This is a genomic window from Aliiroseovarius sp. F20344, from assembly GCF_023016155.1.
Classification (GTDB): domain Bacteria; phylum Pseudomonadota; class Alphaproteobacteria; order Rhodobacterales; family Rhodobacteraceae; genus Aliiroseovarius.
Window position 1 is genome coordinate 256,264 of sequence record NZ_JALKBG010000005.1, and the last position, 16,241, is coordinate 272,504.

Sequence of the window (16,241 nt, forward strand, 5' to 3'; positions counted from 1 at the left end):
GGGATTGTCGCGGCCTAGCTTGCCAGCATGAAAGCCTTTTTATGTGCCTTGATCGCATGTGTATCTCCAGCGATTGCTCAGCCTCTTGCGGTCAGCGCAGACGAGATGTCGCGCTTGGCAGCGGCGGATGTCGTCATCATTGGCGAGGTGCACGACAACCCCTCACATCACGCAACGCAGGCGCAAATCGTCGAGGAGCTGCAACCCGCAGCGCTGGTGGTTGAGATGTTAATCCAGTCAGATGCTGATGCTCTGGCGCAAGACCCAAAGGCCTTTGCCGCGCGCTGGGCGGAAATTGGGTGGCCTGATTTTCAGATGTATTTGCCGATCTTCGATGCGGTTCGCAGTCAAGAGCTCCCCGGAAAGATCGTAGGCGGGGCGGTGCCACGTGACGTCGCAAAGGCCACGTATTCGGATGGGGTGGCCGCGCATTTCGCGGGGGATGCGGTGGCCTATGGGCTGACCGAAACACTGCCGAAAAACCAATATGCACAACGGATCGAGCTTCAGTTTGCAGCCCATTGCGAAGCCATGCCACGCGAGATGCTTGGTGGCATGATCGAAGTGCAGCGCCTGCGCGATGCCACTTTGGCCGCCGGGGTGATGAAGGCTCTGGCCGACACGGACGGCCAAGTGGTGGTCATCACCGGCAACGGCCATGCGCGCAAAGATTGGGGTGTTCCGGCTTACTTGGCGCGAGTTGCGCCAGAACTGAAGGTTATCTCTATCGGACAGGGCGAAGATGGTGTGCTGACCGAGGGTGGGTTTGACATCGTTTTGGATGCTCCCGCGCCGGATCGCCCTGATCCTTGTGATCAGTTCAAATAGCACCTGCCCATTGAAAGGCAGGCCATGCTCCCGTAACTGTTTGATTGTACTTCAAAGGGGATCCCTATGCTGGCTGGCAAACACATCCTTCTGATCATCGGTGGTGGCATCGCCGCCTTCAAATCTTTGGACCTGATCCGACGGCTGCGCGAACGCGGGGCCGAGGTGACGCCCGTGATCACCAAAGCAGGGCAGGAATTCGTAACGCCTCTTTCCGCGTCTGGGTTGGCGGCGAACAAGGTCTACACCGATCTGTTTGATCTGACCGACGAGGCCGAGATGGGCCATATCGAGCTGTCGCGCGCAGCTGATCTGGTTGTCGCCGCCCCCGCGACGGCGGATCTTCTGGGCAAGATGGCCGGTGGTCTCGCCAATGATTTGGCATCGACGCTTCTGATGGCAACGGACAAACGGGTGCTGGTGGCACCTGCCATGAATGTCCGCATGTGGGAACACCCTGCCTGTCAGCGCAATGTTGAAACCTTGAAAGGTGATGGCGTTCTGTTCGTTGGCCCGAATGAAGGCGCAATGGCCTGTGGCGAGTTTGGCCCCGGCCGCATGTCCGAACCGCTCGAAATCGTTGCCGCGGTCGAGGCCGCCTTGATGGATGGTCCCCTGAAGGGCAAGCACATCCTTGTAACCTCTGGCCCAACTCATGAACCAATCGACCCTGTGCGCTATATCGCCAACCGATCCTCAGGTGCACAGGGCACCGCGCTGGGCCGTGCTCTGGCCGCATTGGGGGCCGATGTCACCTTTGTCACAGGGCCGGCGGACGTGCCGCCGCCTGAAGGTGTGAATGTGGTGAAAGTGCAATCTGCGAAAGAGATGCTGAAAGCCGTGAAAGCCGCTTTGCCTGCGGACGCCGCAGTTTTCGCCGCTGCCGTTGCCGATTGGCGCGTGGCATCTGCATCGAGGAGCAAAATCAAGAAAGACGCAAAAGGCAGCTTGCCAGTGCTGAAATTCGCAGAAAACGCGGACATTCTGGCCACCGTCGCGCAGATGAAAAAGGGCCGACCGTCTTTGGTTGTCGGCTTTGCCGCCGAAACAGATGAAGTGATGGTCAATGCGACCTCGAAGCGGGAGCGCAAGAAGTGCGACTGGATTGTCGCCAATGACGTCAGCCCGGAAACCGGGATCATGGGTGGCAGCGAAAATGCTGTGACTCTGATCACCGAAGAAGGCGCAGATGTCTGGCCGCGCATGGGCAAAGATGACGTAGCGCGTCAACTGGCGGCGCGTATTGCGGATGCATTGAAGGGAAACGAATGATGCCCGCAATCAAGGTTCTGCGCGACGAGGGCAGTGACCCCACAATCGCTCTGCCGTCTTACGAGACTTCAGGCGCGGCAGGGGCCGATTTGCGTGCCAACTTGCCCGCAGATGATCGTGCCAATGGCTGGGTGCTTGCACCGATGGAGCGCCGCATTGTGCCCACTGGCTTGCGGGTGGAAATCCCGGGCGGGTTTGAGATGCAGATCCGTCCGCGTTCTGGCCTTGCGGCCAAACATGGTGTGACGCTGGCCAACGCGCCGGGCACAATCGACAGCGACTATCGTGGCCCATTGGGTGTCATCCTGATCAACTTGGGGGCCGAGCCCTTCACCGTGGGTCACGGAGACCGCATTGCACAAGCCGTGATCGCGCCCGTTGTTCAGGCTGAATACGCTCAGGTTGACGCGCTAGGCGACACCACGCGCGGCGCTGGCGGCTTTGGTTCCACAGGCCGGGGCTGACATGCATTGGGTTCTTCTGGCGCTTTTGCTGATATGGCTCGGGGGCAGCTATCTAAGCTTCTCGAAATCACAGCGTTGGATCCTGACAGGGCTTCTGGCCGGGGTGATCCTGCTTAGCTTCTCGGTCTTACCAGAGGGAAATCCGATCACGGCCGGACTGGGTGGCAACTTTACCATCTGGGCCGTGTTCTTTGCAGGTATTGGATTGGCCGCGCTTTATGGTCGGGGTTTGGCTTGGCTTAAGGCACGTGTGCCGGAAGCGCCAAACTCCAGCGCTGCGGACGAAGGCCCTTTCAAAGATACAGAGCTTGACCGCTATGCGCGCCACATTGTGTTGCGCGAAATCGGTGGCCCCGGACAGGTGGCGCTGAAAAACGCGCGCGTTTTGGTGGTGGGGGCAGGCGGGCTTGGCTCGCCCGTCCTTTTGTATCTGGCGGCAGCGGGCGTAGGCACGATTGGCGTGATTGACGACGACGTTGTCGACAATTCGAACCTACAACGTCAGGTGATCCACCGCGATGCGGATATTGGAGTGCCCAAGGTGTTCTCGGCCGAGGCTGCCATGCGAGCCCAAAACCCCGCGATCGAGGTCCGCCCCTATAATCGGCGCTTGACCGAGGACGTCGCAGACGGACTTCTGGCGGACTATGACCTGATCCTCGAAGGTTCGGACAATTTCGAAACCCGTTACCTGGTGAATCGCGTGGCCGCCAAGCTGGGCAAACCCGTTATCGGAGGCGCGCTCAGCCAGTGGGAAGGGCAGGTGTCGACCTTTGACCCAGCCAATGGCGCGCCCTGCTATCAATGCATCTTCCCCGAAGCGCCCGCCCCCGGTCTGGCGCCGTCCTGTTCCGAAGCTGGCGTCGTCGGCCCGCTGCCCGCCATCATCGGTGGCATCATGGCGACCGAAGCCGTGAAAGAGATCACTGGCGCGGGCGAGGGTCTGCGTGGTCGAATGCTGATCTATGATGCGATGTATGCCGAGACGCGGGTGATCAAGACGAAGCGGCGTGCGGGATGTGAGTGCTGTGGCTGATCTGTCTTTGGAACGTCTGTCCATCGCGGATGCCCCGGCGCTGTTCTTGTTTGAAAAGCACAACAAGGCATGGTTCGAAGCACATGTTGGCCCGCGCCCAGATATCTACTGGGACTTGTTCCGCCTGACCGAATTGGTTCAGGAACAGGTCGAAGCAGGCGAGCTGATGTTTCTTTTGAAAGACAGGGGCCGGATCGTTGGACGCGTGAACCTGACCGGGGTCGAGGCACGCGTGGCGCAGCTTGGCTATCGGATTGGGCAGGAACAGGCGGGGCGTGGCACGGCCTCACGTGGAGTCGCACTGCTGATCGATGAAGCGCGCAGGCTTGGCCTTTGGGCGATAGAGGCACGTGTGAAACTGGACAACCCGGCCTCAATGCGGGTTCTGGAAAAGAACGGCTTTCATGTGACCGGAAGCGATGTGATTGCCGAGTTTGAATGCAAGACTTTTCGGCGGGATCTGGATCTGGACTGATAATATCACGGTCGCATCTGGCAATTCTGCAAATGGCCCCATAGGTTTCGGGCAAAGGAGACCCCCATGACCAACCCGCTTCTGTCCGCTTGGGACACGCCCTTTGAACTGCCTCCGTTTGACAAGATCACGGATACCGATTTCGAACCGGCATTCCACGCCGCATTGGACGAGACACGCGCGGCGATTTCTGCGATCACGGACAACAAAGATGCGCCAACATTTACCAATACGATCGAGGCTTTGGAACTTGCCGATGCACCGCTCGACCGCGTTTTGGGCGTGTTCTACAACGTGGCGGGGGCTGACAGCAGCCCCGCGCGCGAGGAATTGCAGCGCACGTTCTCGCCCCTTTTGGCGGCGTTTTCGTCTGAGGTGACGATGAATGCAGCCCTGTTTCAACGGATTGAAACCCTTTGGCAAGCTCGTGAAACGCTGGATCTGACCGACGAACAGGCGCGCGTGTTGATGCTGACCCGTCGGCGGTTTGTACGCTCGGGTGCGCTACTGGAAGGGGCGGATCGGGATCGGTTGAAAGAGGTGTTGGAACGTCTTGCCACGTTGGGCACCGATTTCACCCAGAACCTTCTTGCGGATGAGCGCGCGTGGCATATGGAACTGTCCGAGGATGATCTGGAAGGTTTGCCAGGCTTTGTTGTGGACGCCGCGCGCGGGGCAGGGGCGGATAAAGGTCTGGATGGCCCGGCAATCACCTTGGCCCGTTCCGTTATCACCCCGTTTTTGCAGCACTCACCTCGTCGCGACCTGCGCAAGCGTGCGTATGAGGCATACGTGGCGCGTGGTGCAAACGGGGGCGACACCGACAATCGGGCCATTGCTTCGGAAACACTTGCTTTGCGCGAAGAACGTGCGCGTTTGTTGGGATATGACAGCTTTGCGGCGTTTAAGCTGGAGACTGAAATGGCGCGCACACCGGATCGGGTGCGTGGTTTGCTGATGCAGGTATGGGAGCCTGCCCGTGCCGCTGCCAACAAAGATGCGGTCAAAATGACAGAAATGCTGCATGCGGACGGCCATAATGGCGATCTAGAGCCGTGGGACTGGCACTTTTACGCGGAACGCCGCCGCGAGGCCGAGCATGATCTGGATGAGGCCGAGATAAAGCCGTACCTACAGCTCGACCGGATGATCGAGGCGTCGTTCGACACCGCGAACCGCCTGTTCGGGCTGGAGTTCGCACCCTTGGACGTGACGCTTTACCACCCCGATGCCCGCTCATGGGAAGTCACCCGCGATGGCAAACATATCGCGGTTTTCGTGGGCGATTACTTTGCGCGCGGGTCGAAACGGTCCGGCGCGTGGTGTTCTGCAATGCGCAGCCAGCAAAAGCTGGAAGGTGACATTAGCCCGATCGTCGTAAATGTCTGTAACTTTGCCAAACCCGAAGAAGGGCGTCCGGGGCTTCTGTCTTGGGACGATGCTCGTACGTTGTTTCACGAATTCGGCCACGCCTTGCACCAGATGCTGTCCGATGTGACCTATCCGTCAATCTCGGGCACCTCGGTTGCTCGTGATTTCGTCGAGCTGCCTAGCCAGCTTTACGAGCACTGGATGGAAGTGCCCGAGGTTCTGGGCAAGTTTGCGACCCATGCGGACTCCGGCGAGGCGATGCCGAAAGCTCTGCTGGACAAACTGATTGCGGCCTCGACCCATGACACAGGGTTCCAAACAGTGGAGTTCCTGTCCTCGGCCTTGGTGGATCTTGATTTCCACGATGGTGCCGCCCCTGCTGATCCGATGCAGGCGCAGGCTGAAACGCTTCAGCGGATCGGTATGCCGGATGCGATCAGAATGCGTCACGCAACCCCGCATTTTGCGCATGTCTTTGCAGGCGATGGCTATTCGTCAGGCTACTACAGCTACATGTGGTCCGAGGTCATGGATGCCGACGCGTTTGAAGCCTTCACTGAAACGGGCGATGCGTTTGATCCGGCGATGGCTGAAAAGCTGGAAGAACACATCCTGTCCAAAGGCGGCTCGGTCGAGGCTGAGGACCTTTACACAGCTTTCCGTGGACGCATGCCCGGCGTTGAGCCGCTTTTGAAAGGTCGCGGATTGGCTTAACTTTTTTGGGGGTCGTCCGGATGCGTTTCGACCCCCACCGGATCCTTGTGGATCAGCACATCCGTGTTGGGATAAGCGCGCAATATGGCGCGGCGCAGGCTGGCACCGATGGAATGCGCATCGTCCAGTGTTTGGGCGCCATCCAGTTCGATATGCAGGTTGATAAAGGTGATTGAGCCGGACCGGCGGGTTTTCAAGTCGTGAAAACCGTAGATTCCGGGATGATCACGCGCGATGGCCTCGATGCCGTGTACCATTTCATCCGGCGCGGCGCGGTCCATCAGCCCATCCCATGCGGTTTTGAAGATACGCAATGCTCCCACCGCCAACATGATCGCGGCCCCAATGGCGACAACGCTGTCAATCTGTTCCATTCCGAACCAGGCGGCCGCCCACAGCGATAGGATTGCGCCGATATTGGGGATGAGGTCGCCCAGGTAATGAAGGCTGTCAGCCTTAACCACAGCAGATCCGGTGCGCGTGGCCACGTGGCGCTGCCATAGTACCAACGCCAATGTCAGCACGATGGATATCACCATGACCACAATGCCGCTTTCATGCGACATGATCGGGGCTGGCTCCCCTGACAACAGCCGGGCAATCGCAGCCCATGCGATAATGCCAGCCGAAACTAGAATGAACAGGCTTTGCCCCAAGGCCGCCAAATCCTCGGCCGAAGAATGACCGAAGGCGTGATCCTCGTCCGCTGGGCGGGCGGCGTACCAAATTGCAGCCAGCGCCCCAAGCGACACCATCAGGTCCATCGCACTGTCCGCAAGCGAGGCCGCAACCGACAAGGCCTGCGTTTCGCCAAGCGCCCACAGCTTCAACGCCACAAGCGTTACCGCCACAAGCGCAGATGCCGCCCCGGCGGACAGGTTCAGTTTGGTGCTGACTGAGTTGCTCATGTCACTGGGCTAGCGTATTGCCTGCCTGATACGCAAGGTGAAGACGCGGCTACTTGATCTCTTCATCCGCGCCGACGCCCCAGATGGTGTCTTTTATGGTCCAGCCCCGGATACCATCGGCCTTAAGTCGGCACCAAACGGGCCCACAGTTTTCAATTCGGGCAACGACACCCGCTTCGAGATAGGCGTTGATTTGGCTTTCTGGGTCCGCGCGGCTGTAAAGCGGCGTCAGATCGTTGTCGACAATCGCCGTGCGTACACCAGACAGAAGCGAGTAATGAACCCACCCCCCGACGCCGTCACGGTCTTGCACCTGACGCCAGTGTTCGAACTCTCCAATGACGCGCAAGGGCATCCCGCGTTGCTTGAATACCCAGTCAATCCGGTGTCGCAATGACGGGCCACGCCGGACATTGCCTTCTTTCCCCTTAAGGGACACGAAACGCGGAATCGGAAGGTTGGTGACAGTGCCACGTTCCTGCTGAACCTCTGGCTGCTCAGCGGACTGAGCATGGGCAGATTGCGCGCCCAGAAAAACCGCCAGCACACAGGCCGCGAAACTACTGCTAAATCGAATACTCACACCGATCTCCTGCCGCTCATCACCGCCCGCGCAATTTTATTTCGTTTGCGATCCGGAGAGAGCTTGTACCTTGCCTCGTTACTTGTCACTTTGGCAGGGAGACGCGCAAAAGAAAAGCCGCAGGGAGGGCTGGCATGAGTGCTGAACGTCTGAGTGTTGTCGTGACGCGACGGTTGCCCAAGGTCGTTGAGACCCGGATGATGGAACTGTTCGACGTTGAACTTCGGGATAATGACCAACCGATGAGTCAGGCAGAGCTCGCAGATGCCATGAAGCGTTGCGATGTTTTGGTGCCGACAATCAATGACCAGATTGATGCAAATATGTTGGCAGGGGCCGGTGAACGACTGCGCCTGATTGCCAATTATGGTGCTGGCGTCGATCACATCGATATTGGAACGGCCCGACAACGTGGCATATTGGTGTCCAACACGCCGGGTGTGTCCGCGGATGACACCGCAGATATGGCCATCGCGCTGATTCTTGCGGTCACACGCCGTTTCCCGGAAGGCATTCGGGTCATGTCCTCCGGCAAGTGGGAGGGCTGGTCGCCCACCGCGATGCTGGGCCACCGCATTCAAGGCCGACGCGTTGGGATTCTTGGGATGGGCCGCATTGGTCAGGCCGTCGCTGCCCGCGCCCGTGTTTTCGGCATGCAGGTGCATTATCACAACCGCAAACGGCTGCATCCTCAGATCGAGGAACAGTTCGAGGCAACCTATTGGGAAAGCCTGGATCAGATGGTTGCACGGATGGATGTGATTTCCATCAACTGTCCGCATACTCCGTCAACGTTCCATCTGATGAATGCGCGGCGTTTGAAACTGATGAAGCCGGATGCGGTGATCGTGAACACCTCGCGCGGGGAAGTGATCGACGAAAACGCGCTGACGCGAATGTTGCGCGCGGGTGAAATCGCTGGGGCCGGGCTGGACGTTTATGAACACGGGAACGAAATCAATCCCCGCCTGCGTGATCTGCCCAACGTTGTGGCGCTGCCGCATATGGGTTCCGCCACGGTCGAAGGTCGTGTCGAAATGGGAGAGAAGGTTCTGATCAACATCAAGACCTTTGCAGATGGCCATCGCCCGCCCGATCAGGTTGTGCCGGGGCTGCTTTAATCAGTCATGCGACGTGTGCTGCAACTTCCTTTGCTGGTCGGCTTTGCATGCGTTTTGGCTGGCATCTATGGAATGGTGCACAACCAAATCAGCTACTCGGTCGGGCCAGACTACTTTCGCGCACTGAAGTTTACTCAGTTCCGTATGCCAGAGTATTTCCACGACCGTATTGGTGCGGCGCTGGTCGGTTGGCAGGCAAGCTGGTGGATGGGGCTGGTGATTGGCATTCCAATCTCAGTCATGTCGCTGGGCATTCCTTCGCCGACTTTGGCGACGAAAGTGTTCTTTCGGGCGGCATTTCTTGTGGTCTCGATCACGCTTGCACTGGGGTTGGTAAGCCTTTTGGTGGCCCCGCCGATGGACCACATTCCGGTACCCGCCGCTGCCAAAGATCCGATCGGATATGGGCGCGCGGCGATGCTTCACGACACATCCTATTTGGCGGGCATCATCGGGCTGGTGATTGGTTTGATTTATGTCGGTGCGCAGGTGCGCAAAGCGCGTCGGAAGGCGCCAGCATCTGCATCCGAGGGGCGTTAAAATGCTCAAACAAGCTACCCTTGTCGCCCTTGTCTGCTTAACGGCCTGTTCACGTCCCCTGTCCAACAATGAAGCCGAGATGTCGCGCGTTCTGTTCGGGGATACTCTGGACACCACCAAGGTGCGCGTGCGTGCTGGGGTTGGAGTGTTGCCGCTTCCAAACCCTGAACCGATCACGCAAGACACTCCAAAGGCGACGCCGCGCGAAATTCCTAACACCGTTTGTGACCGCGTGCCGCAGCCTGACCGTAAATGGACCTTCCCGGCGGGCTTTGTGCTTTGGAATCAGATCTACCTGAAACGCGAGTTCTATCGTGATGACATGTTCGAAGGCTGGCCGAAAAGCCTGCCCATGCCGCACGCACTTTTGATGGCGCACGAGCTGGTGCATGTCTGGCAATGGCAAAATCGCGAACGCACGGGCTACACGCCGTGGAAATCAGGGGCCGAGAGCTTTCAGCCGGGCGACCCCTATTACTGGCCGGGGCGGGAACAGGGCGCTTACCTAAGCTACAATTTCGAGGCGCAGGCGGCGTTGGTCGAAGACTACATGTGCATGACGTTGTTTGTACCAGATCATCCCCGGCGCAAGGAAATCGAAGCCTTTATCACGCCGGTGATCCCCGTCGATACCTTGGCAGACGCCTTGGCGCGCTGATTTTGAAGGATATGTCGTTTTCATTCCGCGTTAGGTCGGGAGGGATTGGCACGTTTCGCGACCTTTTGGCATGTATACTGCAACAGATTATTCCCAAGGGAGTCGCCCCATGAAAACCAATGTAAAAGCGCTTGTCGTCGGCGGTGGTGCCGTCGGTACGTCGATCGCCTATCACCTGGCCAAAGCAGGCTGGGACGATGTGATGCTGATCGAGAGGGACGAGCTTACCTCGGGCTCGACCTGGCACGCTGCCGGTCTGCTGCCGCTCTTTAACATGTCCTATGCGACGACCCACATCCACGACTACTCGGTCAAGTTCTATAAGCAGCTTGAAGAAGAAACCGGCCTGAATGCGGGTTTCGCGGTGGTCGGCAACCTGCGTATGGCACAGACTGACGAGCGTATGGATGAATACCAGCTCTATGCGTCGACCGCGGATACCGTTGGCATCAACTATGAATTCCTGTCTCCAGATCAGATCAAAGAGCGTTGGCCTTTAATCGAGACGTCGGACCTGAAGGGCGCGCTGTATCACACCGAAGATGGGTACATTAACCCGGCAGACGTCACGCAAGCGATGGCCAAAGGCGCCCGTCAGCGTGGCGTTGAGATCGTGCGCAAGATGCAAGCGGACGATTTCCACTGGAATGGCACTCACTGGGAAGTTACCTGCACCAAGATGGTGGAAAAGGGCGGCAACCTGATCGAGAGCGACGAGAAGGTCGTGATCACTGCCGAGCACGTCGTGACTGCTTCGGGCAACCACGCACAGCGCACTGCCAAGATGCTGGGCATCAAGATGCCCGCCATCCCGGTCGAGCACACGTTCATCGTCATGGACAAAGATCCCGAGCTGGTCAAATGGCGCGAAGCGGGCAACCCCGAACACCCGGTTGTGCGTGACGCCGACAACGAATCCTATGCCCGTGAAGAGCGTGGTGGCTGGATCCTTGGTATCTATGAGCGCGGCGCTCCCGCCCGTTTTGAGCATGGCGTGCCGGACAGCTTCCGCGCCGACCTGTTCCCACTGGATCTGGACCGGATCGCGGATCAATACATGGCGATGGCCGAGCGCGTGCCGTCCTGTGCCGAAAGTGGCCTGAAAGACGACTTCAACGGTCCGATCTGCTACACCCCCGACGGCAACCCGCTGGTGGGTCCGGCGCCGGGTCTGCGCAACATGTGGCTGGCTGAAGGTTTCTCGTTCGGGATCACCGCGGCTGGTGGCACCGGCTATTACCTTGCCCAGATGATGGTCGATGGTGAGGCCGAGATCGACATGGCATCGCTTGACCCCAAACGGTATTCGTCGAACTGGATGACCACCGAGTTCGCCGCGCGCAAAAACGAAGAGTGCTACGAGCACGTCTATATCCTGCACCACCCGGACGAAGAGCGCCCGGCATGTCGTCCGCTGCGTACGTCGCCTGCCTATGACCGACAGAAAGAAAAAGGCGCGCAGTTTGGCTGGGTGAATGGTTGGGAGCGCCCGAACTACTATGGCCCCGTGGACGCACCGTCGAACTTCGACGAAGAAAGCCGTTCGTTCCGCCGTGGTGGTTGGTGGCAATATGCCGTGGATGAAGCCAAGGCCGTGCGTGAAGGCGTTGGCCTGATCGACGCAACCGCGTTCACCAAGCACGTCGTTAAAGGCCCCGGTGCGACCCAGTTCCTTGACTGGTTCACCTGTAACAAACTGCCGCGCGTTGGCCGGATAAACCTGACTTATGCGCTGACCTCGCACGGCACCACCCGCACGGAATACACCATCGTCCGCAACGGCGAGAACAACTACTACCTCGTCTCGGCCGGTGCATGGACCGAGTACGACGCCGACTTCCTGCGCAAAGCGGCCGAGGACAAGATGGAGGAATTCGGCTATATCGAGATCCAGGACGTAACCACGCAGTGGGGCGTCTTCGCCATCGCAGGTCCGAAATCGCGTGACGTTCTGAAAGAGATCATCGTCGATGCAGACCCGGAAACCGCGCTGACCAACAAGGCGTTCCCGTGGCTGTCTGCCAAGCAGATCGAGCTGGGCATGTGCCCGGTGAATGCAATCCGTGTGGCCTATACTGGCGAGCTGGGTTGGGAACTTCACCACCCGATCGAGATGCAGAACTATCTGTGGGATCTGTTGGTGAATGCAGGCGAAAAGCACGGTATGAAGCTGGTCGGCGCACGTGCACAGAACTGGCTGCGTCAAGAGAAATCCTATCGTGCGTTTGGCACCGAACTGGGCCGCGATGCGACCCCAGCCGAGGCCGACCTGCCGCGCTTCATCGATCTGGAAAAAGACTTCCACGGCAAGGATGCGATGGTGAAAACCGGCGTGCGCGTGAAGTGCTGTACGCTTTTGATCGACGGACCCGATGATGCGGATCCGTGGGGCCGCGAAGCGCTGTTCCTTGATGGCAAGAAAGTCGGACGTCTGACGTCGGGCGGCTATTCGGTCGCGTTCGAGAAATCGATCGGCATGGGCTATCTGCCGCCGGAACTGGCAGTGCCGGGTCAGAAGCTTAAGGTCAAGATCATGGGCGCGCTTTATGACGCCGAGGTCACTGTCGACAGCCCCTATGACCCGAAAAACGAAACGATCCGCGTCAACGGCTGATCAGTTCGGAAAGTCTTGAAAAGGCCTTGCTGTTGCGGGGCCTTCTCATTTTTTCGGGGATTAAACCGCAACCAGATGGTTGTCCCACGCCCACTCACCTGCGACAGGGATCAAGCGATCTGTCCCGTGATGCCGATGAACTAACCCAACGTCGCAGGTGATCATTAGTCCGCCAGATTTTGATCGTGCGACACCTGCAGCGGTGCTGTGTGGAGCGGATCTGTTCGGGGTGCCATCGCCGTTGAAAAACAAGACATGGCCGCCTTTTGGGCCGGTAACGGCAATTTCTCCGCTATCAGCGCAAGTGGCTATGGACCCGGCATAATTCTTCAGGAGTTCTTCGTCGGGGTGAGAAAGAAGGTGCGGGTCCGCCCCTCTTGTGTGTGTAAGAACCAGAGCAACCTTCATCGTTGGAGCACCTTGCCATTGTAGGGCAGCGACAACATGGCCACCCCTGTCGACTGCAATGTGACGGATGGAGTTCTGGTGCATCTTTCCAGTCAATGCGACCGTTTCCGTGATGACGCCATTCGTTTCCAGATAGGTCAGATTGGTTCGCATGTCAGGCAGGTTCAGTTTAGCGCGTCCCATGTCGGGATGGGTCTGGATGCCGCCATTGGCGACCACCAACCCGCCATCAGGTAGGGTCAGAACCTCATGTGGCCCGATGCCGCCGGAAGAGATTTCACCCAATCGCGCATATCCATTCTTAGTGTCCCAGATGCCCAAAACACCCGCTGGCGCGTCATAGTCATTTTCCGTGGTGAAAAGCAGCGTGCCATCGGCGGAGTAAGCCCCGTGCCCGTAAAAATGCCGCCCTTCGGGGCTGTCCAGCCGCGCAACCTCCCGCCCTTTGGCGCAATCGATGATCACTGCAAACCGACCCGGTCTGCGGGCAAAGGCGACGGCTTCGGGCCGTTCAGGATGCAGGGCAGCGGCGTGGCCGCGTCCGGGGATTGGGATTTCAAACCGAACGTGACCGGTGTCACTAAGCCCAACCAACCAGGTTGAGTTGTCGGGCTTGTTCCCGGCGCTCACGAAATCAGGTGCGCCTGCATCAGCCCAAACAGGTACGGGCAGGGCGGCAGTGCCGATCCCGGCCGCCATCCTGCCAAAAAAATCGCGACGTTTCATTGGATCAGTCCCCATCGCCTGCGCTGAAGCCCGTTTCGACGCCCAAACCGGGGCCGATATCTTCGTCCATCTGGACCTTCAGGTAGTCCAGTTTGGTTTGAATGCCTTCGACTCGCACGCGCATCAACGGATCCAAGACGGCTTCGGATACGGGCGCGCCAATCGCTTCAATTCTGGTTTGGGTATCCTTGATAACCTTCACCACCCAAGCGCGGGAGGGGTTGAAGACCGATCCGGCAAATCCAAGATTCACAACCTCGATCATGCCATCCAATTGGGCGATCATAATCTGGTTGGAGAGGCCAGCACGCCATGCCTCGGCCCGTTTGGGAAAGGCGCGTTCATAAGTGCCGAGCGGTCGACCGATGCGGTGTTCCCGTAGGCGCTGGATCGAAAAGCCAAGTGCGGTATAGACCTGTTTGGTGAATTCGACGTCATTTAGATAAACGGGATTGTCGGGTCCGGCAGTTCTTACCAGATCGGCCCAGCCAGCGGGGCTGAACCATCCATCATGCAAATCCTGCGCTATACGCGCCAGATTTCCAGTGATGCCGACAAGCGACGGGCAGGTTGGCAGATCCTCAAAGAGCAAACGCTCGACCGCGGGCAACCCTTGAAGTGCTGCGCTGGAGGATGCAACGACCGCGGGATCCCCTTGTTCTGCTGCGGGACGCTTCAAATGCTGGCGCAATGCGCGGCCCGTGAAGTTCTTTTTGTCCGGGAAGAAATTCACGGTTAGTGCCGCGGCCTGCTGCTCAATCGGGCCGAACTGATAGGCATCGAGTGGCGCCCAAGCCAGCCAAGTCTGCTGCAAGGCATCAAGAACAGGTTCGCGTGTACCGCCCTCACAGTATGCTTCCGAAACTTCGGCCAGTAAGGCGCTTTGGTCGCGAAACGCTCCAAACTGGGTGTCGAATACGGTCAATACGCGTTCGGCGATTTCCGAATGGTCAACACGGGGGGCGACCTGAGCGGTCAAGACCTGCGCGGGCAACATGCAGGTGGCAACAATTGTCATAAGGCGCATCAAAGCGACTCCAGAAATGTGATCAGCGCAGCACGATCCGACGCGTCCATCAGGCGTACGGTTTCCCGTGCTGCCTCCGCTTCGCCGCCATGCCACAGGATGGCTTCAAGAAGGGATCGCGCGCGCCCGTCGTGAAGAAAGGTCGAGTGCCCGCTCACCTGGCCCGTTAGGCCGATTCCCCACAATGGCGGCGTGCGCCATTCTTGGCCGCTAGCTTGCCATTCTGGCCGGCGATCCGCCAGCCCTTCCCCCATGTCGTGCAGCAACATGTCGCTATAGGGCCAGATCAACTGAAATGAACGGGCAGGGTCGTCCGGCAGACGGTGGGTGACAAAGGCCGGAGTGTGGCAACCCGTGCAGCCTGATTGATAGAAAAGGGCTTTCCCACGCAACACTTCCGGGTTCGACACATCACGACGAGCGGGCGGGGCCAAGGTTGCAGCATAAGTGGTCAGCACGTCCAAAGCTTTGTTCCCAAGCTCCACCCCATCCTGAGCTTCGGTGCCGCCATGTCGTTCGTGAATGCAGTTTTTCTGCCGTTCGGTACAGTCGCCCGAATGCGCGGGAAACAGTGTCGACGACAGACCGATATCACCGTTGGCAGCATCCGCTGATTGCTGGCGGAGCGTTGGATTGCCCGCCTTGTGGCCGAACCGTCCCAACATGTTTTGGTCAAATTCGCGAGACCACACAACATTGGGCCTGCCAGAAATCCCGTCGCCGTCTGCATCCATCGGGTCTGCCAGCGCCAGAATGTCTGCTTCTGGGATCGCCTCAAGCAACCCAAGTCCGATCATTTGCGGGGCGATTCGTGGAGAGGTCATTGTACCTGCTGCCAAATCCCCAAAGGTGCCGTCCTGAACCGAATAGCGCGGCGCGCGCAGAGTTATAGTGGCACCGTCACCCAGTTCGACCGGTTGTTCCTCATAAACGATGCCTAATCGCCCCTCGGATTCATGCCCTGCAATCGCCCGTGTTTGCAGCTGGAATCCATAGTTTGGCTCTGGCTGCATCCCGGTGGCGGGGACAGAAAGACGCAAGACCAACCCCTTGTGATCATCGGGGCTTGCGACAAACCCGCGTCCATCATTGATGTGGCAGGCTGAACAGGCGCGCGTGTTGTAAAGCGGTCCCAATCCGTCCGACGAAACCGTCGACGATGGCGCTTGTACCCAAAGCTTCTCAAACATCGCTTCGCCTAGGCTGAAGTCGAGTTTCTTGTCGTCAGACAAAGTGGGAAGCGGGGATGAGAACAAGGTTCCTGGTTGAGGGGCCATTTGCGTTGCGGCCCCGGCACTGCGTGTTTCAAATGCCGAAGGCTCATCAAACGTCGTCGGCGCAGCGGTGGCTGCTTTAATGCGCTCTGCTTCGGCTTGGGATCTTGGCTGGGGCGACAGATGTGGTTCACCCCATGGTCCGATTTCATGTGCGTATAAGGGCGAGCTGATTATCGCTAAAGTGGCAAATAGTGGTGCGATGCGCATCTGGTCAGCTCC

Annotated in this window: 15 protein-coding genes; 10 read left to right on the forward strand and 5 right to left on the reverse strand. The window is 58.6% G+C overall.

Translation table 11 applies throughout. The features are described 5' to 3' along the window. Positions 1-27 precede the first annotated feature (27 nt). The 6 genes from MWU55_RS05445 (at position 28) to MWU55_RS05470 (ending at position 6,160) form a co-directional block, all read left to right on the forward strand. Complete coding sequence (locus MWU55_RS05445; protein WP_246934742.1) at positions 28-828, forward strand: ChaN family lipoprotein; 801 nt, start codon at positions 28-30, stop codon at positions 826-828. Positions 829-894: 66 nt separating this feature from the next. Next, complete coding sequence (coaBC, locus tag MWU55_RS05450; RefSeq protein WP_246934743.1) at positions 895-2,100, forward strand: bifunctional phosphopantothenoylcysteine decarboxylase/phosphopantothenate--cysteine ligase CoaBC; 1,206 nt, start codon at positions 895-897, stop codon at positions 2,098-2,100. Continuing rightward, a complete protein-coding gene (gene dut, locus MWU55_RS05455; RefSeq protein WP_246934744.1) occupies positions 2,097-2,564 on the forward strand; it encodes a dUTP diphosphatase in 468 nt (155 codons plus the stop codon). The genes coaBC and dut overlap by 4 nt, the downstream gene beginning before the upstream one ends. A gap of 1 nt (position 2,565) precedes the next feature. Further along, on the forward strand, positions 2,566-3,600 hold the full coding sequence (moeB, locus tag MWU55_RS05460; RefSeq protein ID WP_246934745.1) for a molybdopterin-synthase adenylyltransferase MoeB: 1,035 nt from the start codon (positions 2,566-2,568) through the stop codon (positions 3,598-3,600). Then, positions 3,584-4,075, forward strand: a complete 492-nt coding sequence (locus MWU55_RS05465) for a GNAT family protein (RefSeq protein ID WP_246934746.1) — start codon at positions 3,584-3,586, stop codon at positions 4,073-4,075. The genes moeB and MWU55_RS05465 overlap by 17 nt, the downstream gene beginning before the upstream one ends. Before the next feature lie 66 nt (positions 4,076-4,141). Further along, positions 4,142-6,160, forward strand: a complete 2,019-nt coding sequence (locus MWU55_RS05470) for a M3 family metallopeptidase (protein WP_246934747.1) — start codon at positions 4,142-4,144, stop codon at positions 6,158-6,160. On the opposite strand, the gene MWU55_RS05475 is transcribed toward MWU55_RS05470, so the two are convergent. Both MWU55_RS05475 and MWU55_RS05480 read right to left on the reverse strand, forming a co-directional pair. Further along, on the reverse strand, positions 6,157-7,068 hold the full coding sequence (locus MWU55_RS05475; RefSeq protein WP_246934748.1) for a cation diffusion facilitator family transporter: 912 nt from the start codon (positions 7,066-7,068) through the stop codon (positions 6,157-6,159). The two genes, MWU55_RS05470 and MWU55_RS05475, sit on opposite strands and share 4 nt — an antisense overlap. Before the next feature lie 49 nt (positions 7,069-7,117). Beyond that, positions 7,118-7,600: an SH3 domain-containing protein gene (locus MWU55_RS05480; protein WP_246934798.1), complete on the reverse strand. Its 483-nt coding sequence runs from the start codon at positions 7,598-7,600 to the stop codon at positions 7,118-7,120. Between the two features lie 185 nt (positions 7,601-7,785). Between MWU55_RS05480 and MWU55_RS05485 the strand changes: the two genes are divergently transcribed. The 4 genes from MWU55_RS05485 to MWU55_RS05500 all read left to right on the forward strand — a co-directional run bounded on the left by MWU55_RS05485 (position 7,786) and on the right by MWU55_RS05500 (position 12,584). Beyond that, positions 7,786-8,772, forward strand: a complete 987-nt coding sequence (locus tag MWU55_RS05485) for a D-glycerate dehydrogenase (protein ID WP_246934749.1) — start codon at positions 7,786-7,788, stop codon at positions 8,770-8,772. A 6-nt stretch (positions 8,773-8,778) separates the two neighbouring features. Further along, positions 8,779-9,312 (forward strand): hypothetical protein, encoded by a 534-nt coding sequence (locus tag MWU55_RS05490; RefSeq protein ID WP_246934750.1) that lies wholly within the window; start codon positions 8,779-8,781, stop codon positions 9,310-9,312. A gap of 1 nt (position 9,313) precedes the next feature. Continuing rightward, positions 9,314-9,970, forward strand: coding sequence for a hypothetical protein (locus MWU55_RS05495; protein WP_246934751.1), 657 nt, complete (start codon positions 9,314-9,316; stop codon positions 9,968-9,970). A gap of 109 nt (positions 9,971-10,079) precedes the next feature. Next, positions 10,080-12,584 carry an FAD-dependent oxidoreductase gene (locus tag MWU55_RS05500; protein ID WP_246934752.1) on the forward strand — a complete coding sequence of 835 codons (2,505 nt, stop codon included), beginning with the start codon at positions 10,080-10,082 and terminating at the stop codon, positions 12,582-12,584. A 60-nt stretch (positions 12,585-12,644) separates the two neighbouring features. Here MWU55_RS05500 and MWU55_RS05505 read toward each other — a convergent pair whose 3' ends face one another. Genes MWU55_RS05505 through MWU55_RS05515 form a run of 3 tightly spaced genes read right to left on the reverse strand, consistent with a single transcriptional unit; the run spans position 12,645 to position 16,229 of the window. Further along, positions 12,645-13,718, reverse strand: coding sequence for a DUF1513 domain-containing protein (locus MWU55_RS05505; RefSeq protein WP_246934753.1), 1,074 nt, complete (start codon positions 13,716-13,718; stop codon positions 12,645-12,647). A gap of 4 nt (positions 13,719-13,722) precedes the next feature. Further along, positions 13,723-14,745 carry an imelysin family protein gene (locus tag MWU55_RS05510; RefSeq protein ID WP_246934754.1) on the reverse strand — a complete coding sequence of 341 codons (1,023 nt, stop codon included), beginning with the start codon at positions 14,743-14,745 and terminating at the stop codon, positions 13,723-13,725. After that, on the reverse strand, positions 14,745-16,229 hold the full coding sequence (locus MWU55_RS05515; RefSeq protein WP_246934755.1) for a di-heme oxidoredictase family protein: 1,485 nt from the start codon (positions 16,227-16,229) through the stop codon (positions 14,745-14,747). Before MWU55_RS05515 ends, MWU55_RS05510 begins: the two co-directional genes overlap by 1 nt. Between the last annotated feature and the right edge of the window lie 12 nt (positions 16,230-16,241).